The 25,454-nt window shown below is 64.7% G+C and carries 12 protein-coding genes and 2 pseudogenes; 6 read left to right on the top strand and 8 right to left on the bottom strand.

Features of this window, described 5'->3' with window-relative positions:
* Nucleotides 1-16 precede the first annotated feature (16 nt).
* From L9B60_RS02925 to L9B60_RS02910, 4 genes are all read left to right on the top strand, one after another.
* Nucleotides 17-505, top strand: coding sequence for an Lrp/AsnC family transcriptional regulator (locus tag L9B60_RS02925; protein ID WP_249676052.1), 489 nt, complete (start codon nucleotides 17-19; stop codon nucleotides 503-505).
* A gap of 429 nt (nucleotides 506-934) precedes the next feature.
* On the top strand, nucleotides 935-1,570 hold the full coding sequence (locus L9B60_RS02920; RefSeq protein ID WP_249676049.1) for a DUF4198 domain-containing protein: 636 nt from the start codon (nucleotides 935-937) through the stop codon (nucleotides 1,568-1,570).
* A gap of 97 nt (nucleotides 1,571-1,667) precedes the next feature.
* Nucleotides 1,668-2,870 carry an acetyltransferase domain-containing protein gene (locus L9B60_RS02915; protein ID WP_249676046.1) on the top strand — a complete coding sequence of 401 codons (1,203 nt, stop codon included), beginning with the start codon at nucleotides 1,668-1,670 and terminating at the stop codon, nucleotides 2,868-2,870.
* Nucleotides 2,871-2,978: 108 nt separating this feature from the next.
* A complete protein-coding gene (locus L9B60_RS02910; RefSeq protein WP_249679648.1) occupies nucleotides 2,979-4,262 on the top strand; it encodes an OprD family porin in 1,284 nt (427 codons plus the stop codon).
* Nucleotides 4,263-4,338: 76 nt separating this feature from the next.
* Here the strand turns inward: L9B60_RS02910 and L9B60_RS30630 are convergent.
* The 3 genes and pseudogenes from L9B60_RS30630 to glsB form a co-directional block, all read right to left on the bottom strand.
* Nucleotides 4,339-4,773, bottom strand: a pseudogene (locus tag L9B60_RS30630) (methyl-accepting chemotaxis protein); the annotation flags it as partial.
* A 120-nt stretch (nucleotides 4,774-4,893) separates the two neighbouring features.
* Nucleotides 4,894-5,565: pseudogene (locus L9B60_RS30625) on the bottom strand (PAS domain-containing protein); the annotation flags it as partial.
* Nucleotides 5,566-5,745: 180 nt separating this feature from the next.
* On the bottom strand, nucleotides 5,746-6,654 hold the full coding sequence (glsB, locus tag L9B60_RS02900; protein WP_249676040.1) for a glutaminase B: 909 nt from the start codon (nucleotides 6,652-6,654) through the stop codon (nucleotides 5,746-5,748).
* Nucleotides 6,655-6,786: 132 nt separating this feature from the next.
* On the opposite strand from glsB, the gene L9B60_RS02895 reads away from it, so the two are divergent.
* Nucleotides 6,787-7,362, top strand: a complete 576-nt coding sequence (locus L9B60_RS02895; RefSeq protein ID WP_249676037.1) for a hypothetical protein — start codon at nucleotides 6,787-6,789, stop codon at nucleotides 7,360-7,362.
* A gap of 90 nt (nucleotides 7,363-7,452) precedes the next feature.
* Here L9B60_RS02895 and L9B60_RS02890 read toward each other — a convergent pair whose 3' ends face one another.
* The 5 genes from L9B60_RS02890 to msrB all read right to left on the bottom strand — a co-directional run bounded on the left by L9B60_RS02890 (nucleotide 7,453) and on the right by msrB (nucleotide 11,894).
* Nucleotides 7,453-7,767: an RcnB family protein gene (locus L9B60_RS02890; RefSeq protein WP_249676034.1), complete on the bottom strand. Its 315-nt coding sequence runs from the start codon at nucleotides 7,765-7,767 to the stop codon at nucleotides 7,453-7,455.
* A 150-nt stretch (nucleotides 7,768-7,917) separates the two neighbouring features.
* A complete protein-coding gene (locus tag L9B60_RS02885) occupies nucleotides 7,918-9,039 on the bottom strand; it encodes a D-alanyl-D-alanine carboxypeptidase family protein (protein ID WP_249679647.1) in 1,122 nt (373 codons plus the stop codon).
* A gap of 158 nt (nucleotides 9,040-9,197) precedes the next feature.
* The gene (locus L9B60_RS02880) at nucleotides 9,198-10,604 is read right to left on the bottom strand and encodes a sensor histidine kinase (RefSeq protein WP_249676032.1); all 1,407 of its coding nucleotides are present in this window, start codon (nucleotides 10,602-10,604) and stop codon (nucleotides 9,198-9,200) included.
* A complete protein-coding gene (locus L9B60_RS02875; protein ID WP_249676029.1) occupies nucleotides 10,588-11,265 on the bottom strand; it encodes a response regulator transcription factor in 678 nt (225 codons plus the stop codon). Before L9B60_RS02875 ends, L9B60_RS02880 begins: the two co-directional genes overlap by 17 nt.
* A 125-nt stretch (nucleotides 11,266-11,390) precedes the next feature.
* A complete protein-coding gene (gene msrB / locus L9B60_RS02870; protein ID WP_249676026.1) occupies nucleotides 11,391-11,894 on the bottom strand; it encodes a peptide-methionine (R)-S-oxide reductase MsrB in 504 nt (167 codons plus the stop codon).
* Nucleotides 11,895-12,569: 675 nt separating this feature from the next.
* Between msrB and L9B60_RS02865 the strand changes: the two genes are divergently transcribed.
* Nucleotides 12,570-25,427: a non-ribosomal peptide synthase/polyketide synthase gene (locus L9B60_RS02865; RefSeq protein ID WP_249676024.1), complete on the top strand. Its 12,858-nt coding sequence runs from the start codon at nucleotides 12,570-12,572 to the stop codon at nucleotides 25,425-25,427.
* Nucleotides 25,428-25,454 lie beyond the last annotated feature (27 nt).

The following is a 25,454-nucleotide window of genomic DNA, read 5'->3' as shown; positions in this document are numbered from 1 at the left end:
ATTCGAGGGTCGTTCAATGGAAGGCATGGTCAAACTGGATCGGATTGATATCAATATCCTGGTCGAACTGCAAAAAGACGGCCGCATGACCAACGTCAGCCTCGCCGACGCTGTCGGCCTGTCGGCCAGCCCCTGCCTGCAACGGGTCAAGCGCCTGGAGTCGGCGGGCTACATCTCCAGCTACAAGGCCCACATCAACCTGGCGAAGATCACCGACTCGGTCACCATCTTCACCGAGGTCACCCTCAGCGATCACAAGCGCGAAGACTTCGCCAAATTCGAAGCCAACATCCGCCAGGTCGACGAGGTACTGGAGTGCCACCTGATCAGTGGTGGCTACGACTACCTGGTGCGCTTCATGACCCGCAGCATCCAGCATTACCAGGAAGTGATCGAGAGCATCATCGACAAGAACATCGGCATCGCCAAGTACTTCAGCTACATCGTCATCAAGTCGCCGGTGATGAAAGAGGTGGTGCCGCTGCGCAAGCTGTTGCGTCACTGATCCCTTGTTCCTGGCCCTGCACCGCAACGGTTCATGGGCTGCACCCGCCCCTCGCACTGCGCCAGCCTGGCGCAGGCCGCATAAAGCCTCTGTTTGCTCGCGCAAAACCCTATTTTTCGCCGTTGCCGATCCGTATTACAGAGCAGATTCGATTTAAGCGAATGCTGTAATGCCCGTGACTTCAAACTTTCATTGATCTTCCCAGTGTGTTCCTGCGCGTGTCGTGTGTCTGCGCGAGTGCATCGGGGTGGGTGAGGTTTGAAGGACTAAAACGAGATCAAGGAGCGCTTTATGAATCGAACAGTCACGTGTTGGGTAATGGCCGCGACTGCACTATTGGCCAGCGGCTTAGTGCAAGCACATCAAATATGGTTTGAAACTTCGGCGGCGGCGGGCACCGTGTTGTATTACGGTGAATACGAAAAAAACATGTTGGAAGTCACCCCCGGTGGCCTGGACCGCTTTCAGGGTTTGCAGGCTCGGCTGGGCGCCGAGCCGCTCGTACTGACCTTGCAACGGGACCACTATGTGCTGGCCCGCCAGCCGGCGGCAGGTGATGAACTGGTGGCGATGGACCCGGCCTACCCGTTGTTCGAAGTGGCCCACAAGGGTAGCAAGGTCAAGGCCTGGTGGGTGCCGGCAACACGCTGGGCGGGGCGCCTTCAGGCAGTCAAGCCCTTGCCAGGCCTGGACCTGGTGCCCACCGGCGTGGTGCAGGGTGACATGGCTGAGTTCCAGGTGACGTTTGATCAAGCGCCGTTGGCCGGGCAGGCAGTTGTACTGGCCAGCGCCTCGGGCAAGACCTTCGACGGGGTGACCGACGTTCACGGCAAGGTACGGTTTGCGTTGCCATGGCAGGGTACCTACGTGCTGGGCAGCGAACACACGGTCGAGCAGTCGGGGGTGCGTCAATCGGCTTCAAGCAGCGCTGAGCCGTATGCGTTGAAGCGTTTTAATTCAACACTTTCGTTTAATCAAACGGTGGGTGCGCCGGCACTTTCGCGGGCGTCATCGCAACTTCCCGCTTCAGAAGTGGCGCGTCTGGCAAAGCAGTCAGCTCAATAAAATCAGCAAATTTGTTTCAATATGTTACATAACTATGTTTCAAGATGTTTCTTAACTTCCTGCCCTTATTGGTTCATTACTTTGTGAGTACTCGAACATGACTCCATCAGGATTGGCGAGCCAGCCAGGCGTTATTGCGCCCTCGCTGGCCACTTCAGCGGTAAAAGCCAACACCCGCATGCTGGCCATCGACGCGCTGCGCGGCTTGGTCATGCTGTTCATGCTGGTCGACCACGTGCGCGAAACCTTCTTGCTGCACCGCCAGGTCAGCGACCCGATCGATGCGCTGACGGTCACCCCGGACCTGTTCTTCACCCGTTTGCTCAGTACCCTGTGTGCACCCGTGTTCATTCTGCTGACCGGGTTGTCGGCGTGGCTCTACAGCCAGAAGCACAGCAAGGCCCAAACCTCGGTGTTCCTGCTCAAGCGCGGGCTGTTCCTGGTGCTGCTGGAAATCACCTTCGTGTGTTTTGCCTGGAACGCCGAGTTCCCGCCCAAAACCTTGTGGTTGCAGGTGATCTGGTGCATCGGCATCTGCATGATCGTGCTGGCCGGCCTGCTGCACTTCAAGCGCAGCTGGCTGATTGCCCTGGGCCTGGTCATCATCGCCGGGCACAACCTGTTCGATGGCATCGTGCTGACCGCCGATTCGCCGTTCTTCGTGCCGTGGTCGATCCTGCACCAGCGCTCGTTCATCGACCTGACTGAGTTCACCCGGGCGCGCACCACTTACCCGGTGCTGCCGTGGATCGGCGTGATCCTGCTGGGCTGGGCCATGGGCCCGTGGTTCGCCAAAGACGTTGCCCCCGCCGAGCGTATCTCGCGGTTGTTCAAGGTGGGTGCGGGGCTGCTGGTGGCGTTCGTGTTCATCCGCTACCTCAACGTGTACGGCGAAAAGCCCTGGGTACAGACGGGTGATGCCCTGCGCACGTTCATGAGCTTCATGAGCGCGAAGAAATACCCGCCGTCGTTGATGTTCCTGATGCCCACTATCGGCCTGGGCCTGATCCTGCTGGCGCTATTTGAAAAACTGCAAGACAGCCGCGTGGCTGCGACGCTGGCGATCTACGGCGGCGCCCCGATGTTTTTCTACCTGCTGCACCTCTATGTGCTCAAGGGCATGTACTTGCTGGCCATGGCCGCCTGGGGCGCCAACCAGGGGGCCTACTACGGTTTCGACGGCTTGGGCGGGATCTGGCTGTGGAGCGTGTTGCTGTGCGCCGCGCTGTTCTTCCCCACGCGCTGGTTTGCCGAGCTCAAGCAGCGTCGTCGCGACATCACCTGGCTCAAGTACCTCTGACAGGCTGCCTTGTCCCCGACCGGCTCTGGGGCAGGGCGCCGCACTAGGAAACCACACGTGAAAAAACTCAGCTTGGTATTGACCCTTGGCAGCCACTCGCTGCTGGCCATGGCCGGTGAACAAGACAAGGCCGAAGGTTTTGCTGCCGGCAGCCAGTGGAGCCTGCTCAACCGCACCGTGTACGACCGTCGCGATTACCACAACGGCGCCGTCAGCAATGGCGCGCGCAACGCTTACAAACCTCGCGCCCAGCGCAGTGACCTGGCCGAAGAGTGGGCTTATGGCCTGATGGCCGACTTTGTCTCGGGCTACACCACCGGCGTGGTCGGTTTCGGCGCCGATGCCCATGCCTATATGGGCCGCCAGTTGGACAGTGGCGGTGGGCGCGCCGGCAAGGCGCGGCTGATCGGCATCGACAACGATGGCCACCCAAAGGATGAGTTCAGCCGCGGCGGGGCGCTGGTCAAGATGCGTGTCTCGTCCACTGAGTTGCGCTACGGCGAGCAGCGGGTCAAAACCCCGGTGTTCGGTTCATCCGACAGCCGCCTGCTGCCAGAAACCGCCACCGGTTGGTTGCTGACCAGCCGCGAACTGCCAGCCACGGTGTTTTACGGCGGGCATTTCAACGAAAGCACCGACCGCAACGCCAGCAGCCACGACCAGGGCTTCGTGGTCAATTACTCCAACGGTAAGCAAGGCGACAGCTTCGACCTGGCAGGGGTGCGTTACACCGGCGTGCCGGGCCTGAGCGCCAGCCTGTTCAGCGCATTGTATGAAGACACCTGGCGCCAGCAGTACGTGGGCGCGGCCTACACCTGGGCGTTGGACAAGCGCGAAGCCCTGAGCCTGGACCTGAACCTGTACCGTACCGATGATACGGGCAAGGCCTTGTCGGGCAGCATCGACAACACCTCATGGAGCCTGCTGGGCACCTACCGTTACCTGGACCACAGCCTGACCCTGGGTTACCAGAAAATCGACGGCAACACCCCGTACGACTACGTGACCCGCGGTGCGATCTACCTGGGCAACGCCGTGGCGCTATCGGACTTCAACGCGCCCCATGAGGCTTCGTGGCAGGCTCGCTACGACCTGGACATGGCCGGCTTCGATATCCCCGGCCTGACCTTCAGCGCCCTGTACGTGCGCGGCCGCGGTATCGACGGCAGCCACGCCGACCCGCAGGGCGGCTACGCCTGGCTGGGGTATGGCAAGGACGGCAAACACTGGGAGCGCGACCTGCAGGCCAAGTACGTGGTGCAGTCAGGCCCGGCAAAAAACCTGAGCGTGACCCTCAGGCACGCGGTGCACCGGGGCAATGTGGCGCAGGCGGAATTGGATGCCGATCAACTGCGCTTGGCGGTTGAGTACCCGTTGGGGGGGAGGTTCTAAGGTTGCGGCGCTGCTTGCCCTCACCCCAGCCCTTTGCCGGAGGGAGAGGTCAGGGGTGAGGGCAAGCAGCCCCCAATCAATGACTCAACTGGCTGGCAAACTGCTCCACCGCGCTCACCACCCGCTTGGCCTCATCCTGAATTTCGATGATCACCGCCCCCGCTTCCCCGGCCAAGGCCAGCCCCTGGTCGGCCTGGCGCTTACCACTGTCCATCAACCCCACCGCCTGGCTGGCCAGTTGCTGGTTTTCCTTGACCACGTTGGTGATCTCTTCGGTGGCCTGGCTGGTACGTGAGGCCAGTTGCCGGACTTCATCGGCGACCACGGCAAACCCACGACCCTGCTCGCCAGCGCGCGCTGCTTCGATGGCCGCGTTCAGCGCCAACAGGTTGGTCTGTTCGGCAATGCCGCTGATGGTCTTGATGATGCTGCCGATCAACTGCGACTGCTTGTCCAGTGCCTCAATACCGGCCACGGCCTGTTGCATGCCGCCGGCCAGCTCACGCATTACCTGGACTGTCTGCTGTACCACGGCCGCGCCTTTTTGCGCGGTGCTGTCGGTTTGCTGCGAAGTGCTGTAGGCAATGTTGGCCGCATCGGCCACGGCCAGGTCACGGTTGACCTGCTCGGTGATCACGGTGGCAAACTTCACCACCTTGTAGAGCTTGTCATGGGCGTCCATTACCGGGTTGTAAGAGGCCTCCAGCCACACCACGTGCCCGTGGCGGTCGACGCGCTTGAAGCGGTCGGCAATGAACTCGCCACGGCGCAGGCGGTTCCAGAAATCCTGGTACGCCTGGGAGTTGTAGGTGTCCGGTTCGCAGAACATCCGGTGGTGCTTGCCGCGCACTTGCTCCAGGGTGTAGCCGGTGGCCTGCAGGAAGCGCTCGTTGGCGGCAAGGATCTCGCCGTCCAGGCTGAATTCGATCACGGCCGTGGAACGCAACAAGGCCTTGATCAGGCTTTCATGCTCACGAGAGCTTTCGATGGTGCGGGTCAGGTCGTCGGCGTACAGCGAGAAGCGCATCAAGCGCCCGTCGCTGGACTTGACCGGGTGCAGGATCGCCCGCAGCCACGCCTCCTGCCCATCGCCCCGGCTCACGCGCACGGTGCCACTGAAATGCTCGCCGCGCGCCAGGGCGGCCTTCAAGCGTTGAAAGGGCTCCAGGTTTTTCGCATGATCGGGCGCCAGTTCCAGGAACGCGCGCCCCGACAAGTTTTCGCTGCGGTATTTCATCTCCCGCTCGAACAGGCTGTTCACCGACTCGATACGCCCTTGCGGGTCCAGGTAGATGGCCAGCATCTCATCATCCAAGCCTTGGGCAATCTGCTCGGCAGACGACAGTTTTTCGCGAAGTACCGACAACTCTTGCTTCAGATGCTTGTTGAACATGGCGCTGTTCCAGGGGACCGGGGGTTCGATAGCTCAATGCATCGGCTGGCGATTTGCCTTCTTGAATGAATACTCAGGAGCAGGGCAGGTTTAAAACACCGACCACCCAATCCGCTGGCTCAACAACTCCAACGCCGCCATCCCCGCCAGCGAATTACCGGCCGCATTAAGCTCCGGCGACCACACGCACACCGTGAACTGCCCCGGCACTACCGCGACGATACCGCCGCCCACGCCGCTCTTGCCGGGCAGGCCGACGCGGTAGGCGAAGTTGCCGGCTTCGTCGTACAAACCGCTGGTGGCCATGATCGAGTTCACTTGCTGGGTTTGCCGGCGGGTGAGGATCTGTTCGCCGCTGTGTTTGCAGAAGCCGTCGTTGGCCAGGAAGCAGAAGGCCCGGGCCAGGTCCAGGCAGTTCATTTGCAACGCGCAGTGGCTGAAGTAGTTGCGCAGCACGGCTTCGACTTCATTGTGGAAGTTGCCGAACGACTGCATCAGGTAGGCCATGGCGGCGTTGCGCGCGCGGTGCTGGTATTCGGACTCGGCGACGCGGCTCTCCACCAGCACGTGAGGGTTGCCGGACAGGCGCCGCACGAAGTCACGCATCGACAGCGCAGGGGCGGCAAAGCGCGACTGGTTGATGTCGCAGATCACCAGGGCACCGGCATTGATGAACGGGTTGCGCGGGCGGCCGCGCTCGAACTCCAGTTGCACCAGCGAGTTGAATGGCTGCCCGGACGGCTCGTGGCCCAGGCGCTCCCAGATGGCTTCACCGGAATGCCCGATGGCCTGCACCAGGCTGAACACCTTGGAAATGCTCTGTACTGAAAACGGCGTGTGGGCATCGCCTGCGCAATGGTAGGCGCCGTCATTGCCATACACCGCGATCCCCAGTTGCTGCGCCGGTACGTCGGCCAGCGCGGGGATGTAGTCGGCCACTTTGCCTTGGCCGATCAAAGGGCGAACTTCGTCGAGAATCTCATTCAACAGCGCTTGCATGCGTAGGGCTCGTTCTCTGGGTGACGGATAGCTAGACGCCGCTGCTTCGTCGCGCATCACAGTGTACTGGCACTGGCCTTGCAATCACCCCCTGTGGTCATCAAGACCAAACGCGTCAACGTGGAGGTGATTATGTTCGCAAAACAACTTTTACTGACCGTGGCGATGGGGGCGGTGTTGTCTGCCTCCATTGTATTGATTCCTGCAGGTGTACCGGGCGCATCCAGTGCCTACGCCAAGGACGGCAGTGGCAGTGGCGGGCATGGAGGCAGCGGTGGTAGTGGCGGGAGCGGCGGCGGGGGAGGCAGTGGCAGCGGAGGCGGCGGGCACGGAGGTGGCGGTAGCAGTGGTGGTGGCGGAGCCGGTAGCGGCTCAGGCGGTGGTGGTGGCAATGGCGGTGGCGGCAGTGGCGGCGGTGGTAGCCACGGTGGCGGTGCCAGCAGCGGCCATGGCGGCGACCACGCCGGTGACCACGCGGCAGGCCATGATGCCGGGCATCAAGGCAACCATGCCGAGGCCGGTGATGACCACGGCAACCATGCGCAAGCCGGCGACGATCATGGTGTGCACGCCAATGGCGAGGTGGGCGACGATCATGGCGTGCATGCCAATGGCGAGGTGGGCGATGACCACGGCGTGCATGCTGCCGGACAGATCGGAGACGATCGCGGCAATCATGCGGAACCGGGAGATGACAGCCGCACTTAGGCTTTTACACCCAGCGCTGATCAAGCGTGAACCCCGCACTAACGGGGCATATCCCCCACCAAAGCCGGGGCATATGCCCCACTTTGCCGGCTATTTTTTTACTGGCACGATATCGATCACCACGCTATTGACCACCGACACCATCACGTATTTATCGTTGATGTGGACCCATTCGGCTTGGGCCTTGGGCGCGGGCAGGCCGGCCTTTTTCCAATCCTTGTCTTGCATCACGACGTCCGGCCGGCGGAAGTGATCGGGCAGTTTGTCGCCCTTCTTGAAGCTGCCGCTGTCCGATTCCGGGATCTGCACGCTTTGCGCGGCGTTGTCCTCGGCGTAGGCAGCCAGGCTGGCGCCACTCAGGCAACCGAGCAGAGCAGTGCAGGCAATGAGTGATTTGATCTTCATCGTAAAGCTCCTGGGTTTCTGATGGTCTGTGGGTGTGACCCCAAGGTGGCCCCAAGTGTTCCGCGAATTGTCGATGCCGTTGTGGCAGCATGGCTTGCCAGCGATGGCGTGTTCAAGGGCCCTATCGCTGGCAAGGCAGGCTCCCACCCATTACCCGCCGAACAGGTTGTGGAAAAACATCCGCACATCATCGAACAGGCGGGTGAAAAGGCCGCCTTCCTTGCCATCTTCCAGCGCCACCAACGGGCGGCTGGCGATTTTCTGGTCGCCGTCGTACAGGTCATAGGTGCCCACCACGCTGCCGGCGGCAATCGGCGCCTGCAATGGGCTGTTGAACGTGGCGCGCGGTTGCACGTTGCGGTTGCTCTTGCGTGGCAATGTCAGGGTCAAGTTGTCGAGCAGGCCGACTGCCAGGGTGTCTTTGGCCCCTTTCCACAACGGGGCATTGGCCAGCACCTTGCCGCCTTGCTCGTAGGTGTGGGTTTCGAAGAAGCGGAAGCCGTAGGTCAACAGCTTTTGCGAGTCTTCGGAGCGGTTTTCGATGCTGTTGGACCCGAACACCGTGGCAATCAGGCGCTGGTGGTCACGCAACGCCGAGGACACCATGCAATAGCCTGCCGCTTCCGTGTGGCCGGTTTTCAGGCCATCCACGGTGGGGTCGCGCCACAGCAGCAGGTTGCGGTTGGGCTGGCGAATGTTGTTCCAGGTGAAGTACTTGTTGGCATACAGCGGGTAGTAGCCGGCTTCATCATGGATGATCGCCCGGGCCAGCAGCGCCATGTCGTGGGCCGAAGAATAGTGATCGTCCACGGGCAGGCCGGTGGGGTTCATGAAGTGGCTGTTGGCAAGGCCCAGCTTTTGCGCCATGGCGTTCATCATCTGGGCGAAGGCGTCTTCGCTGCCGGCGATGTGCTCGGCCAAGGCTACTGCCGAGTCGTTGCCCGAGTCGATGATGATGCCATGCAGCAAGTCGTCGACGCTGACCCGGCTGTGCTCGGCCAGGAACATCCGCGAGCCGCCGGTGGACCAGGCGTTGGAGCTCACGTCGACCATGTCGGTGGGCTTCAGGCGCCCGGCCTGGATATCGCGGGTGGCGATGTACACGGTCATAAGCTTGGTCAGGCTGGCCGGTGGCAGGCGCTCGTCGGGGTCTTGGCTGCTGATGATCGCGCCGCTGTCGGCGTCCATCAGTACCCAGGCCTTGGCGCTGAGTTGCGGGGCCTGGGGCACCATCACGCTGGCGGTATTGACGGTGGGCGTCAAGGTCGGCATGGGTGTGGCCCAGGCGGTTGCCGTCGAGGCTGCGGCAATCAGGAAGGTGAGGCGCAAAATCGGGTGTTTCACTGGCAGCAGGCCTTGGGTCAGCAAAAAGGTTCGCCACGTTAGGCGAGGGCCAACAGCCGCTCAAATGAAGGCAGATTAAATTTTATTTAATCAATGACTTGGTGATTTTTCATGCCGGCAGTGGGCAAGGGGCACAGGATGCACACCCGAGTGCCTGGGCCCTGCACGCGGCCACGAATCTGCAGGGTAAAACCGTGCAGGCGCACCACCGCCGCCACCAGTGACAGGCCCAGGCCGTGGCCCGGCTCCTGGCGCGTGGTATCGCCGCGGTACAGCCTGCGGGTGACGTTGTCGCGCTCCGCCTCCGGGATGCCGGGGCCGCTGTCGATGATTTCGATGCCCAGGCCGCCTTCGCTCCGAACCCCGCGCATCAGGATCGCACCGCCTGGCGGGGTGAACTTGATCGCGTTGTCCAACAGGTTCACCAGGGCTTCGAACAACAGCGCCACGTCGCCGTTCAACAGCGGCAGGGGCGCCGGCAACTCCAGGCTCAAGGTTTGCTCGCGCTCCTGGGCCAACGGCTCGTAGAACTCATGGGCCTGGTGCAGCAGCAGTGCCGGGTCGAACGCCTGGAAGGCCGAACGCCGGCGCGTGTCTTCCAGTTCCGAGATACGCAGCAGGCCCTGGAACCGCGCCATGATCGACTCGCTTTCCTCCAGGGCCAGGTTCACGGTCACGGCGTGGGCCTCGTCGATGGGCAGTTGCTGCAACTGGTTAAGGTGCGCGCGCAGGCGGGTCAGCGGCGTGCGCAGGTCATGGGCGATGCCGTCGCACACGCCCTTGACGTCATGCATCAACTGCTCGATATGGCCGAGCATGATATTCACCGCATTGGCCAGCATGTCCAACTCGTCACGGCGGTTGGACAGCGGCAGGCGTTCGCCCAGGTTGCCCGAGACAATGCTTTCGGTGCAACGCTGCAAGCGCTTGACCCGCCGCAGCGGTTGCCGGCGCATCAGCCGCCAGCCGATCAGCCCGGGGATCAGCGTGAGTGAAAGGCCCCAGAACAACGCCTGCTCAATGATCCCGCCCACCGCGGAAATGGAGCCGCCGTCGCGGGCCAGGATCAGGATGCGCCCGTCCGGGCGGTGTTGCAGCAATACATGGCTGCTGCGCGTGTGCTCGCTGGGGGTACGGATGCGCAGGCCGCGCTCAAGGTAATGCACCCGGCCGTCGTCCGGCAGGCTGGCGCGTAGCTTGAGCAGGTCGCCGGCGACGTGGGTGCCATCGGCATCGAACAGGCCATAGGCGTCGATGCCCGGTATGGAATAGGCCTCGCTGCTGGCCAGTTCGCTTTCCAGGTGTGCGTCGTCGACCTTGCGGTAGTAGTGGGCGCGCTGCATCAGCGTGCGGTCGGCCACCGTGCCCAGGTAACGCGAGATTTCGCAGTACAGCACGCCGGTGAACACTGCGCCCCAGGCCACGAAAAACAGGGCGTAAAGGCCGATCAAGCGGCTGTTGGACGAGCGCCAGTGTTCAGATCGTTTCGACAAGCACGTACCCTGAACCGCGCACGGTTTGTATGAACGGCGAGGCCTGGCCTTCGATTTTCTTGCGCAGGCGGCCGATGTGCACGTCAATGATGTTGGTGCCGGGGTCGAAGTGGTAGCCCCATACCTCTTGGAACAGCATGGTGCGGGTGACCAGTTGGCCGGCGTTGCGCATGAAATAGGTGAGCAGCTTGAATTCGGTGGGCAACAGGCTGATGGGCTCGCCTTCGCGGGTCAGGCGGTGCTCGATCAGGTCCAGCTTCAGGTCGCCGTAGCTCAAGTGGTGGCCCTGGCTGTCGGCACCTGGGCGGCGCAGCAGCACTTCCAGGCGGGCGATCATCTCCACCGTGGAAAAGGGTTTGGTCAGGTAGTCGTCGCCACCTGCACGCAGGCCGCGCACCCGCTCGTCCACGTCCGACAGGGCACTGATCATCAACACTGGGGTCTGGATGCCCAGGCTGCGCAGGGTGCTGACGATGGTCAGGCCGTCGAAGTCGGGCAGCATGCGGTCAAGGGTAATGGCGTCGTGGCCGCCGGCAATCGCCAGGGCCAGGCCATCACGGCCATTGGCCGCCCACTGCACGGCAAACCCATGGCCAGTCAGTTCGGCCATGATGGCCTGGGCGGTGACTTCGTCATCTTCGATGACCAGCGCGCGACTCATGATGTACTCCGGGGCGGCTTGCGAAAGGTCCTCGCGTGAACCTGATGGAGTGGGCAGCGTAGGGATTGCGCGGCGGGCGGTAAATTAAATATTTATTTAAGCGTCAAGCAATCTCGCATGAGGCCTCAGGCACTGCCTTGGGCAAAGGTCATCGCCAACCCGTTCATGCAATAGCGCAACCCGGTCGGCGCCGGGCCATCGTCGAACACATGCCCCAGGTGCCCGCCGCAGCGATGGCAATGCACTTCGTCGCGGCTCATGCCGAACGAGGTGTCCTTGCTGGTGACCACGGCACCCGCCAATGGCGCGTAAAAGCTGGGCCAACCGGTGTGGCTTTCGAACTTGGTGCTGGAAGAAAACAGCGGCAACTGGCAACCGGCGCAGGCGAAACGGCCGCTGCGATGCTCGCTGTTCAAGGGGCTGCTGTAGGGGCGCTCGGTGCCCGCGTCGCGCAAGATGTCGTACTGGTCGGGCGACAGCAGGCCGTGCCACTCGGCATCGGTGTGGCTGACCTCGAATGTTTCAGCGTTGGGGGTGGCCTTGGGCGTGGCGGCCAGCACGCGCCAGCCCATGGCAGCGGTGGCCGCCAGGGCAGCGCCTTGGAGCAGGAAGCGGCGTCTGGATTGCATGGCGTGTCTCCGGGTTGCGCGGTGGTCGGGCCAGTGTCGGTGGGCGCGCGTCGCGAAGTCCTCACGTAAAGTTAAATTTATTGTGATGTTTTTGGGGGGGGGATTGGGGGGGATTGGGGGGGATTGGGGGGGGCGCAGATGTGCTTGGCTTGAGATTCAATCATGGCCACTACCGGCCGCCCGCGCGGCCTATTCGCAAGCAAGCTTGCTCCCACATTGGTTGCACCGTGCCGCATTCTGATGGAGAGGCGTTGTTCGCCTCGCTGTGAAGCAGTCAACCCCGCTCCCATAGACATTGGTATGTTGCAGCAAATGTGGGAGCAAGCTTGCTTGCGAATAGGCCGCGCGGGCGGCCGGTCTGTGCCTCACTTGAGTCTTGAGCCAAGCGCATTCTGATGGAGAGGCGTTGTTCGCCTCGCTGTGAAGCAGTCAACCCCGCTCCCATAGACATTGGTATGTTGCAGCAAATGTGGGAGCAAGCTTGCTTGCGAATAGGCCGCGCGGGCGGCCGGTCTGTGCCTCACTTGATTCTCAAGCCCCCCCACCCCCACCCAAACCTCAACCCACCCCCGCCTAATTTTCCCCCAGCCTCACCCGTCTTCGATCCTATGAAAAAGCGGTTATCCCTTCCCCGATAGCCGACTCCCCAGCATGGAAACGAGGACACATACAGCGATGGCCACTTCCTTCGAGCGCCCGATCTCCCTGGCTCACGCGTTGATGCGCCAGGCCAACACGCGGGCGGATGAGCCGGCCCTGCGGTTTCTGGATGGCCAGAGCGCCGAGGGCATCGTGTTGACCTACGGTCAATTGGATGCGCGGGCACGGGTCATTGCCCAGGCGATGCTGCAGCGCGCGAGCGCTGGCGACCGGGCATTGTTGCTGTTGCCCAGCGGCCCCGACTACGTGGCGGCGTTCTTCGGTTGCCTGTATGCCGGCGTGATCGCGGTACCGGCCTACCCGCCGGAGTCCATGCGCCCGCAGCACCTGGAGCGACTGCTGTCGATCATCAAGGATGCCGAGCCCAGCGTGATTTTGACCACGGCACCATTGCTGCCCACCTTGCGCGACAGCGCCGAGGTGACGATGCCCGGCCTACTGGCGGTCGATGAACTGGGCGAGCCGGCCAGCGCCTGGCACACCCATGGGCCTGCGCCTCACGACATCGCCTTTTTGCAGTACACCTCCGGCTCCACCGCAACGCCCAAGGGCGTGCAGGTGAGCCACGCCAACCTGGAAGCCAACGCCTGGCTGATCCGCCAAGGCTATGCCATCGGCGAGAACGACGTGATCGTCAGTTGGCTGCCGCTGTACCACGACATGGGCCTGATCGGCGGCCTGTTGCAGGGCATCTACAGCGGCGTGAGCGTGGTGCTGATGTCGCCGCAGTATTTCCTCGAGCGGCCATTGCGTTGGCTGGACGCGATCAGCCGGTTTGGTGGCACCATCAGCGGCGGCCCCGACTTCGCCTATCGCCTGTGCTGCGAGCGCATTGCCGAGGGCAAACTGGCGGGCCTGGACCTGAGCCACTGGCGCGTGGCGTTTTCCGGCTCCGAGCTGATCCGCCAAGACAGCCTCCAGGATTTTGCCCAGCGCTTTGCCGGTTGCGGCTTCAAGGCCACTGCGTACCTGGCCAGCTACGGCCTGGCCGAGGCCACGCTGTTCGTCACTGGCAGCCGCCCAGGGCAGGGCATCGACGCCCTAGCACTTGACGCCGACCAACTGGCCCGCGATCACGTCGGCGCAGGCCAGGGCGCTCTGCTGATGAGCTGTGGTTGGCCGCAACCCGAACACCCGCTGATGATCATCGATACCACCACAGGCGAACCGTTGGGCGAGGACCGTGTCGGCGAAATTTGCAGCAGCGGGCCCAGTGTTGCCCATGGCTATTGGCGCAACCCCGAGGCCAGCGCCAAGGCTTTTATCCAGCGCGACGGCCAGGCCTGGCTGCGTACCGGTGACCTGGGCTTCATGCATCAGGGCCAACTCTATGTCAGCGGCCGCCTCAAGGACATGCTGATCATTCGCGGGCAAAACCTTTACCCGCAAGACATCGAGCGCACCGTGGAAACCCACGTCGGCGCCGTGCGCAAGGGCCGCGTGGCGGTATTCGCGTTGCAGCACGAAGGGCTGGAAGCCTTTGGCGTGGCCGCCGAAGTGGGCCGCCGTGCGCAAAACCAGCAACCGCTGGCCGAGCTGATCGAGCTGATACGTGCGAGCATCGCCGAGGTGCACCGCGAATCGCCGGTGGTGGTGGCGTTGATCGGGCCGGGTAGCTTGCCCAAGACCTCCAGCGGCAAGTTGCAGCGCTCGGCCTGTGCCGCGCAATGGCGCGAGGGCCGCCTGCCGTGCGTGGCGCAATGGCGCTCGGGCGCAGTGGCCGCAAGCCCGCTGGCCACTCTACAAGAAGCGCCATCGGCATTGATTGCCCGCCTGTGGTGCGAGCACCTGAAGGTTGACGCCGTGCAACCGCACGCCAGCTTCTTCAGCCAGGGCGGCAACTCCATCCAGGCCATCCAGATGATTGCCCAACTGCGCGATGAACTGGGCATCGACCTGCAACTGCGCACCTTGTACGAAGCGCAGGATTTAGAGGCTTTCACTGACGCAGTGGCGGCACTGGATGCACCGACGGCACAGGTCGAACTGCGCCGCGACCAACCCCTGGCCCAGACTTCGGCGCAAAGCCGCCTGTGGTTTCTCTGGCAGTTGAACCCACACAGCCCGGCCTACAACGTGCCCGGCGGCCTGCGCCTGCGCGGCGAATTGGATCAACCGGCCTTGACCCGCGCTTTCCAGGCCTTGGTGGAGCGCCACGAAGCCCTGCGCACGCGGTTCTATCAACAGGACGGCCTGGGCTACCAGACGATCGATGCCGCGCTCAATTGCCCGCTTCAGTTTGACGACGTCAGCGGCGAGCAGGCCGAGCCGCGCGCCAAGGCGCTCCAGGAGCAGGAGGCCCAAACCCCGTTCGACCTGGAAAACGGTCCACTGCTGCGCGTGCGCCTGATACGCTTGGGCGAGCAAGACCACCTGTTGTTGGTGACCGTGCACCACATCATCGCCGATGGCTGGTCGTTCGCGATTCTGATCGATGAATTCGCCCGCCTGTACGCCGACGAAGGCGTCGCCTTGGCGCCGCTGGCCATGAGCAACGCCGACTACCTGGCCTGGCTGCAACAGGACCTGGCCGCCAGCGACCAGGCCCCGGCGCTGGCCTACTGGCGCGCCACCCTGGCCGGTGAGCGCGAGCCGCTGGCGCTGCCACTGGATTATCCGCGCAGCCCGCAGCCATCGCCCGCCCAGCGTCTGAGCCTGAACCTGGATTCGGCCCTGTGCCAGCGCCTGCAAGCACTCGGCAACGCCCAAGGCGCCAGTACCTTCATGCTGTTGCTGGCCGCGTTCCAGGTGCTGCTGCATCGTTACACGGGGCAAAACGACATCCGCGTCGGCGTGCCCAGCGCCAACCGCCAGCACTTGGCAAGCCACGGCTTGCTGGGCTTTTTCATCAATACCCAAGTGCTGCGCAGCCAGGTCGATGGCCGCCAGGGGTTCGACGCCTTTGTGCAAACCGTGCGCACCGGCGTGTTGCAGGCCCAGGCCCACCAGGGCATCGACTACGAGCAGGTGAGTGCCGCGCTGGGCGATGCCGCAGGTTTCGAGGTGATGTTCAACCACCTGCAACGCGACACCGGTGCCCTGCGTCGCCTGCCGGGGCTGTTCGCCGAAGAGTTGCCTTGGCACAGCCGCGAAGCCAAGTGCGACCTGCAACTGCACAGCGAGCAGGACGAAAAGGGCCGCATCCGCCTGTCGTTCGATTACGCCGTTGAGCTGTTCGACGCCGCGACGGTCGAGCGCCTGGCCGGGCATTTTGTCCACCTGCTGAACCAGCTGTGCGCGCAGCCGAGCCAGGCCGTGGGCGAGCTGGCGCTGCTGAGCGAAGCACATACCCTGACGTTGCAGCAGTGGGGTCAGAACCCGCAGCCGGCGCCGACCTGGCTGCTGCCCCAGCGTATTCATCACCAGGCCCAGGCCAGCGCCGGGCAAACCGCCCTGGTGTGCGGCGAGCACACCCTAAGCCACGGCGAGCTGGAGCGCCAGGCCAACCACTTGGCTCAGCGCCTGCGTGCCCAGGGTATCGGCCCGGAGGTGCGCGTGGGCGTGCTGGCCGAGCGTTCGGTGCAACTGATGGTGGCATTGGTGGCTATCGTCAAGGCCGGCGGCGTGTACGTGCCACTGGACCCGGACTTCCCGCGCGAACGCTTGGCCTACATGATCCAGGACAGCGCCATTGCCCTGCTGATCGGCCAGCAACAGGTGCTGGACAGCTTCGGCGTGGGCGCAAGCCTGGCCACCCTGGCCCTGGACGATGTGGCCCAGGGCCCGGGTGCCGATGCGCCGCCGGCGCTGGAGCTGCATCCGGACAACCTGGCCTATGTGATCTACACCTCCGGCTCCACCGGGCAACCCAAGGGCGTGGGCGTGAGCCACGGCGCCTTGGCCGAGCGCCTGCAATGGATGCTGGGCGAATACGCCATCGACGGCCGCGACGTGTTGCTGCAAAAAGCCTCGCTGAGTTTTGACGTGTCGATCTGGGAGTGCTTGCTGCCATTGATCGCCGGCAGCCGCCTGGTACTGGCCGGGCCGGGTGACCATCGTGACCCCCGGCGGTTGGTGGCGCTGGTGCGCGAGCACGGCGTGAGCGTGCTGCATTTCGTGCCGCCGCTGCTGCAATTGTTTGTTGAAGAACCGCTGGCAGAACAGTGCCACAGCCTGCGCTTATTGTTCTGCGGCGGTGAAACGCTGCCCGCCGAGCTGTGCCGCCGGGTGCACGAACGCCTGCCGGGCGTGGCCCTGCACAACCGCTACGGCCCGACCGAAAGCGCGATCAACGTCACCCATTGGCACTGTACCGGTGAGCCGGGGGCGCGCGTTTCCATCGGTCGGCCGCTGAGCAACGTGACCGTGGAGGTCCGCGAGGGCGACTGGCAGCTCGCACCGCTCGGGGCCCGTGGCGAACTGCTGCTGGGCGGCAGCGGCCTGGCCCGTGGCTACCTCGGCCAGCCGGGCTTGACCGCCAGCCGTTTTCTGCCCGCCGAGGGCGGTGGCCGGCTGTACCGCAGTGGCGACTTGGCGCGCTGGCGCAATGACGGCGCCCTGGAGTACCTCGGGCGCCTGGACGAACAGGTCAAGCTGCGCGGCGTGCGCATCGAACTGGAAGAAATCCGTAACTGCCTGCTGCAACAACCTGGCGTACTGCAAGCGGCGGTGATCCTGGGGCAGGGCGCCGGTGGCGGGCAGTTGCTGGCGTATCTGGTGGTGGAAGGCGAGGAGGCGCCGGCGGCCCTGGCCACGCGCATTCGCACGGCCCTGCAACTGGCCTTGCCCGAGCCGATGGTGCCGGCGCACATCCTGCGCTTGGCGGCATTGCCACTGGGCCCGGCTGGCAAGCTGGACCGCCGCGCACTGCCACAACCGGAGATGGCCGAGCGTGGCTACCGGGCACCGCGTGATAAGGTCGAGCAGGGCCTGGCCGCGATCTGGGCGCAGGTGCTGGAGTTGCCTCGCGTGGGCCTGGACGACGACTTCTTCGAGCTGGGCGGCCATTCGTTGCTGGCCACCCGTATTGTGTCCCGCGCCCGTCAGGCGTTTGCCGTGGAGTTGCCGCTGCGCAGCCTGTTCGAGTCGCGCAGGCTGGTGGATTTCGCCGCCTGGGTAGCCCGGGCCCAGGCCGACGGCCACACCGACAGCCAGGGCGCGATTACCCTGGTCGACCGCAACCAGCGCGTGGCGCTGTCCTATTCCCAGCAGCGCATGTGGTTCCTCTGGCAGCTGGATCCGCAGAGCCCGGCGTACAACGTCGGCGGCATGGCGCGCCTGCGCGGCGTGCTGGACGTGGAGTGCTTCGAGCGGGCCTTGCAGGCCTTGATTCATCGCCATGAAAGCCTGCGCACCACCTTCCCGTCACAGGACGGCAAGGCCTGGCAACAGGTATCGCAGCAGTCCGACGTGGTCATGCAGTGCCTGGACCTGTCCAAGCAGAGCCCGGCGCAGTGCCAGGCGCGCATCGAACAACTGGCCGAGCAGCAGGCCCACGCGCCGTTCGACCTGGAGCACGGCCCGCTGCTGCGGGTGTGCCTGGTCAAGAGCGGTGAGCGTGAGCACCACTTGCTGATCACCCTGCACCACATCGTCACCGAAGGCTGGGCCATGGACATCTTCGCCCGTGAACTGGGCGCGTTGTACGAAGCCTTTGTCGACGAGCGCGAGTCCCCCCTGGCGCCGCTGCCGGTGCAATACCTGGACTACAGCGCCTGGCACCGCCAGTGGTTGGAAAGCGGCGAAATGCAGCGCCAGCTCGACTACTGGCGCGGGCAACTGGGTGGTGAGCAACCGCTGCTGGCGCTGCCCAGCGACCGCCCACGCCCGGCCGTGCAAAGCCACCAGGGCGAGCTGCATCGATTCGAGCTGGATGAAGCCTTGGCCGCCCAGGTCAACCGCTTCAACGGCGAACGCGGCCTGACCCTGTTCATGACCATGACCGCTGCCCTGGCCGTGCTGCTGTACCGCTACAGCGGTCAGGACGACCTGCGCATTGGCGTGCCACTGGCCAACCGCATCCGCCCGGAAAGCGAAGGCCTGATCGGTGCCTTCCTCAATACCCAGGTGCTGCGCATCCGCCCCAATGGGCAGATGCGCGTGAGCGAACTGCTGGCGCAGGTGCGCCAGGTGGCGATCGATGGCCAGTCCCATCAGGACGTACCGTTCGATCACTTGGTCGAAACCCTGCAACCGCAACGCAGTGCCGGCTGGAACCCATTGTTCCAGGTAATGTGCAACGTGCAGCGCTGGGAGTTCCAGCAGCAGCGGCAACTGGCCGGTGGCCTGCAGGTGGACTACCTGGTCAACGATGCCAAGGCGACCAAGTTCGACCTGAACCTGGAAGTCACCGACTTCGACGCCCAACTGCGTTGCTGCCTGACCTACAGCACCGACCTGTTCGACGCCGAGCGCATCGCCGCCATGGCCGAGCACTGGCAGCAGCTGTTGCGCGCCATGCTGGCAGACCCCGAGGCCTGTTTGAGCGAGCTGCCGCTGTTGAGCCTGGCCGAGCGCCAGGCGCTGATCGAGGCCGGCCGTGGCCAGGCCGCCCCCGCGCAGCCGCAAACCGTTCACGCACTGTTCCAGCGCCAGGCCCAGGCCACGCCCCAAGGCCGCGCCGTGACCTGTGCCGGGCAGTCGCTGACCTATGCCCAGCTCAACGCCCAGGCCAACCGCCTGGCGCACCGAATGATCGAAATGGGCGTGGGCCCGGAAGTGCGGGTGGGTCTGGCGCTGCGCCGTTCGGTGGATATGGTGGTGGGCCTGCTGGCCGTGCTCAAGGCCGGTGGCGCCTACGTGCCGCTGGACCCCGAATACCCCCACGAGCGCTTGCGCTACATGATCCAGGACAGCGGCGTCAGCGTGCTGCTGGGCCATCAAGCACTGTTCGCCCAAGGCACCGTGCCCGCCGGCGTACAGGCGTGGAGCCTGGAACAGGACGCGGCCGCGCTGGTCAATTACCCAGACAGCGACCCGGCTGCGCGCAGCCAGGCGCAGCACCTGGCCTACATGATCTACACCTCAGGCTCCACCGGCCTGCCCAAGGGCGTGACCGTAGCGCACGGCCCGCTGGCCATGCACTGCCAGGCCGTGGGCGAGCTGTTCGGTACCACGCCGGCCGACTGTGAATTGCATTTCTACTCGATTAATTTCGACGCCGCCAGCGAGCGCCTGCTGGTGCCGCTGCTGTTTGGTGCCCAGGTGGTGTTGCGCGAGCAAGGGCAGTGGGACGCCGAGGCGATCTGCGGGCTGATCCGCGAGCAGCGGATCAACGTGCTCGGTTTTACCCCCAGCTACGGCGGCCAGTTGGCCCAGTGGCTGCGCAGCCACGACCAGCAACTGCCGGTGCGCCTGTGCATCACCGGTGGCGAGGCGCTGACACCGGAACACCTGCATGCCCTGGATGCAGCCTTTACCCCGCACACGGTATTCAACGCCTACGGCCCCACCGAAACCGTGGTCATGCCGCTGGCCTGCGCCGTGCCACACACCTTGGCCCGTGATGCGCTGAACGTACCCATCGGCGCCGTGGTGGGGGCGCGCCAGCTGTACGTACTGGACGCGGACCTGGCGCAATTGCCCGCAGGCGCCGTGGGCGAGCTGTACATCGGCGGCTACGGCCTGGCCCGTGGGTACCACGGCCGTGCGGGGCTCAGTGCCGAACGCTTTGTCGCGGATCCCTTCGGCCACGATGGCGGGCGGCTGTACCGCACCGGCGACCTGGTGCGGCAGAACGCCGACGGTTTGTTCGAATACCTGGGCCGTATCGATCACCAGGTCAAGGTGCGGGGTTTCCGCATCGAGCTGGGCGAAATCGAAGCACGCCTGCTGGCCCATCAGCAGGTGCGTGAAGCCGTGGTGGTGGCCCTGGACGGCCCGAGCGGCAAGCAACTGGTGGCGTACCTGTTGGCTGAAAATCAGCTGCCGGAAAGCACGCTGCGCGAGCAGCTCAAGGCCCACCTGCACGCCGGCCTGCCGGAGCACATGGTGCCGGCGCATTTAGTCTTGCTCGAACAATTCCCCTTGACCGCCAACGGCAAGCTCGACCGCCGGGCGTTACCGGCCCCGGAACCTGGCGCGTTGCAAGAGGCCTACCAGGCCCCCACCAACCCCATCGAGCAAGGCCTGGCCGATGTCTGGCAAGGCGTATTGGGCGTGGCGCAGGTGGGCATCGACGACAACTTCTTTGCCTTGGGCGGCGACTCCATACTGTCGATCCAGGTGGTCAGCCGCGCCCGCCAGGCCGGCATCCATTTCAGTGCCAAAGACCTGTTCCAGCACCAGAGCGTGCGTACCCTGGCGGCAGCCGCGCAACTGACCGAGCGGCACAGCATCGACCAGGGCCCGGTGACGGGTGCCAGCGCGCTGACGCCGATCCAGCACTGGTTCTTCGAACAGGACCTGCCTGCGCCGCAGCACTGGAACCAGTCGCTGCTGCTGGGCGCCGAGCAGGCCTTGCAGGCCGACCTGCTGGAGCAAGCCTTGCAGGCATTGGTCGCCCATCACGATGCCTTGCGCCTGAGCTTTGACCAGGGGGCTAGATACCTTCCGGTGGGCGCCAGCCAAACCCTGCTGTGGGTGCGCAGCGCAAATACCGAGGCCGAGCGCCTGGCGCTGTTCGAGCAAGCCCAGCAAAGCCTGGACCTGACCCACGGCCCGCTGTTGCGTGCCGTGCTGGTGCCCGGCACGCCGGATCGGTTGTTGCTGGTGATCCATCACCTGGCTGTGGACGGTGTGTCCTGGCGCGTGCTGCTGGAAGACCTGCACAGCCTTTATCGCCAGCTCGAACAGGGCCAGCCGACCACGCTGCCGGCCAAGACCAGCGCGGTGCGCGACTGGGCCGAGCGGCTGCAGGCCTATGCCGGCAGTGAATCACTGCGCGAAGAACTGGGCTGGTGGCAGGCGCAGTTGCACGGCGCCCAAGGTGACTTGCCCTGCGATTTCAGCGCTGCCCCCAACCTTGAGCGCGATGCGCGCAGCATCAGCCTGAGCCTGGGCGCCGAGGCCACCCGCCAATTGCTGCAACAGGCGCCCCAGGCCTATCGCGCGCGGGTCGAAGACCTACTGCTCACCGCCCTGGCGCATACCCTGTGTGCCTGGACCGGGCAGGCCTCGGCGCTGGTGCAACTGGAAGGCCACGGCCGCGAAGAGTTGTTCGACGACCTGGACCTGAGCCGCAGCGTGGGGTGGTTTACCAGTGCCTATCCCTTGCACCTGACCCCGGCCGAGCACCTGGCCGACAGCCTGAAGGCGATCAAGGAGCAATTGCGCGGCGTGCCGCACAAGGGCCTGGGCCATGGCGTGCTCAGTTACCTGGCCGACGACGGCCACCGCGCCGCCATGGCGGCACTGCCGCATGCGCGCATCACCTTCAACTACCTGGGCCAGTTCGACCAGGGCTTTGCCGAGGGTGCCTGGTTGCGTCCACTGGCGGAGCAGGGCGGTGCCCAGCACGCCGCCGATGCCGCGCTGCCTAACTGGCTCAGCGTGGACGGCCAGGTGTACGGCGGCGAGCTGACCTTACGCTGGACCTTCAGCGCAAAACGCTTCAAGGCCGCCACCATCGAGCGCCTGGCCCAGGACTACCAGGGCACCTTGCAGGCCCTGATCGAGCACTGCCTGCAACCGGCCAGCGGCGGCATCACGCCGTCGGACTTCCCCCTGGCGCGGCTTGAACAGGCGCAACTGGACGCCCTGCCGCTGGCATTTAGCGCCATTGACGACGTGTACCCGCTGACCCCGATGCAGGAGGGCCTGCTGCTGCACACCCTGCTGGAGCCGGGCACCGGCATCTACTTCATGCAAGACCGCTACAGCATCGACAGCGCCCTGGACGTGCCGCGTTTCGAGCGCGCCTGGCGTGCCGTGGTGGCCCGCCACGAAGCCCTGCGCGCGTCGTTCTGCTGGAGTGCCGGCGAGCAGATGCTGCAGATCATTCACCGGGGCGACGGCGACGGCGTGGAGTTCCTGGACTGGAGCGCGCTGCCGCCCGAGCAGCACGAAGAACGCCTGCAAGCGTTGCTGGAAACCGAGCGCCTGGCCGGCTTCAACCTGCTGGAGCGGCCACCGCTGCACCTGCGCCTGATTCGCCTGGCGCCCGAGCAACACTGGTTCATCATGAGCAACCACCACATCCTCATCGATGCCTGGTGCCGGTCGATCATGATGGGCGACTTTTTGGCGATCTATAAGGCGCTGGAACAGGGCACGCAGGCCAAGCTGGCGACCCCGCCACGCTACCGCGAGTTCATTGCCTGGTTGCATCACCAGGGCCTGGAGGCCTCGCAACACTACTGGCGCCAGGCGCTGGCCGGGTTTGCCCGTCCCACCTTCATCCCCAGCGACCGGCCGATCTTGCACGACAACGGCGGCATGCAGGTGGGTGACGTGCACAGCCGCCTGCGCCCTGAGCAGGGCGCGCGGTTGCGCGAACTGGCCCAAGCTCATCAGTTGACCCTCAACACGTTTGCCCAGGCGGCCTGGGCCTTGGTGCTGCGCCGCTACAGCGGTGAGCGTGACGTGCTGTTCGGCGTGACCGTGGCCGGCCGCCCGGCCAGCCTGCCGCAGATGCAACACTGCGTGGGGCTGTTCATCAACAGCATCCCGCTGCGGGTGTCGCTGCCAGACGTGGGGCACACCACCAGCGTGCGCCAGTGGTTGCAGCAGTTGTTCGAAGGCAACCTGGAACTGCGCGAGCACGAGCATTTGCCGCTGGTCAGCATCCAGGAATGCAGCGAACTGCCTAAGGGCCAGCCGCTGTTCGACAGCCTGTTCGTGTTCGAAAACGCCCCGGTGGACGCCACCGTGCTGGAAGGCGCCGAGGGCTTGAACGCCCGCTCCGGTTCCGGCCGCACCCACACCAACTACCCGCTTACCGTGGTCTGCTACCCAGGCGACGACCTGGGCCTGCACCTGTCTTACGACAAACGCTTCTTTGACCACGCCACCATCGAGCGCTTGCTGGGTGACTTCCAACGCCTGCTGCTGGCCTTGGCCGACGGCTTCGAGCAACCGGTCAACGCTTTGCCGTTGTTGGCAGAAGAGGAGCGCCAGTTCCTGCTGGAAGATTGCAACCGCAGCGCTCGCGAGTACCCCTTGCAGCAGGGCTATGTGCCGCTGTTCGAAGCGCGGGTAGCCGCCCACCCAGAGCGCGTCGCCGCTGCCTGCCAGGGCGAGCAATGGCGCTATGGCGAGCTCGACCAGCGTGCCAATCGCCTGGCCCATGCCTTGCTGGCCGCCGGCGTGCAGCCCGATCAACCGGTGGCCCTGCTGGCCGAGCGTGGCCTGCCGCTGTTGGGCATGATCGTCGGCAGCCTCAAGGCGGGCGCCGGCTACGTGCCGTTGGACCCGGCCCACCCGCAACAACGCCTGGCCACCATCCTGCAGGCCAGTGCAACGCCGGTGTTGGTGTGCAGCGCCGCTTGCCGCGAGCAGGCCACCCACTTGCTGCAAGAGTTGGGCTGTGGCACAGGCAAGCCTGAGCTGCTGGTGTGGGATGACGTACAACAGGGCGCAGGACCAGGCACGGCCCCCGGCATCCGCGTGACTGGCCAGCACCTGGCCTACGTGATCTACACCTCCGGCTCCACCGGCGTGCCCAAGGGCGTGGCAGTGCAGCAGGCCGGCATGCTCAATAACCAGCTGAGCAAGGTACCGTACCTAGCCTTGGACGAACACAGCGTGATCGCCCAGACCGCTTCGCAAAGCTTCGATATCTCGGTGTGGCAATTCCTCGCCGCAGCCTTGTGCGGGGCGCGGGTCGAGATCGTTCCCGACGCCATCGCCCATGACCCGGCCGCCTTGCTGCGCCATGTAAGCGACACCGGCATCACAGTGCTGGAAAGCGTGCCGTCACTGATCCAAGGCTTGTTGGCCGAGGCCACCGCGCCGTTGGCGAGCTTGCGTTGGCTGTTGCCCACCGGCGAAGCCATGCCCCCTGCGTTGGCCCGTCAATGGCTGCAGCGTTACCCGCATATCACGTTGGTGAACGCCTACGGGCCGGCCGAATGCTCCGACGACGTGGCGTTGTTCCCGGTCGACGAAACCGCCACCACTGGCAGCTACCTGCCGATCGGCACGCCCACCGACAACAACCGGCTGTACCTGCTGGGCGATGACCTGCAACCGGTGCCGTTGCTGGCCGATGCCGAACTATTTATCGCCGGCACCGGTGTCGGGCGCGGTTACCTGGGCGACCCGGCCCGCACGGCGGCGAGCTACTTGCCCAACCCCCTGGGCGCTGCCGGTGAGCGTCTGTACCGCAGCGGCGATCTGGCGCGGCGCCGTGGCGATGGCGTGCTGGAGTACGTGGGCCGGGTCGATCACCAGGTCAAGATCCGTGGCTACCGCATCGAGCTGGGCGAGATCGAAGCGCGCCTGCGCGAATGGCCGCAGGTGCGTGACGCCGCCGTGGCCGCGCAGAACGCCGCCGCCGGCCAATACCTGGTGGGTTACGTGGTCAGTGACACGCCTGCGGACTTCGAGGCGATCAAGCGTCACCTGGGCCAAACCTTGCCCGAGTACATGGTGCCGCGCCACTGGCAGGCACTGGCGCAATTGCCCCTCAACGCCAACGGCAAGCTGGACCGCAAGGCCCTGCCGGCCCTGGAATTTAGCGCCGCGCAGCAGTACCAGGCGCCAAGCAGCGAACTGGAAACCACCCTGGCGCGCATCTGGAGCGAGGTGCTGGGCGTGGAGCGCGTGGGCGTCACCGACAACTTCTTCGACCTGGGCGGCCATTCGCTGTTGGCCACCCAGATCGCCTCGCGGGTGCAGCACGCGCTGCAGCGCAGCGTGCCCCTGCGGGCGATGTTCGAGTGCAGCACAGTGCAGGCACTGGCCGCACACATCGAAGGCCTGGGCGGCAGCGCCCTCACCGAACAAAAGGCCAGCCGGCTGGACGACCTGATGGCGCAGTTGGAGGCCTTGTAATGAACTTCCAAACCCTCGGCTTTATCT

The sequence above is a fragment of the Pseudomonas abieticivorans genome (genome assembly GCF_023509015.1).
In the GTDB taxonomy this organism is placed as follows: Bacteria; Pseudomonadota; Gammaproteobacteria; order Pseudomonadales; family Pseudomonadaceae; genus Aquipseudomonas; species Aquipseudomonas abieticivorans.
This window is presented reverse-complemented; position numbering and strand designations above follow the sequence as displayed.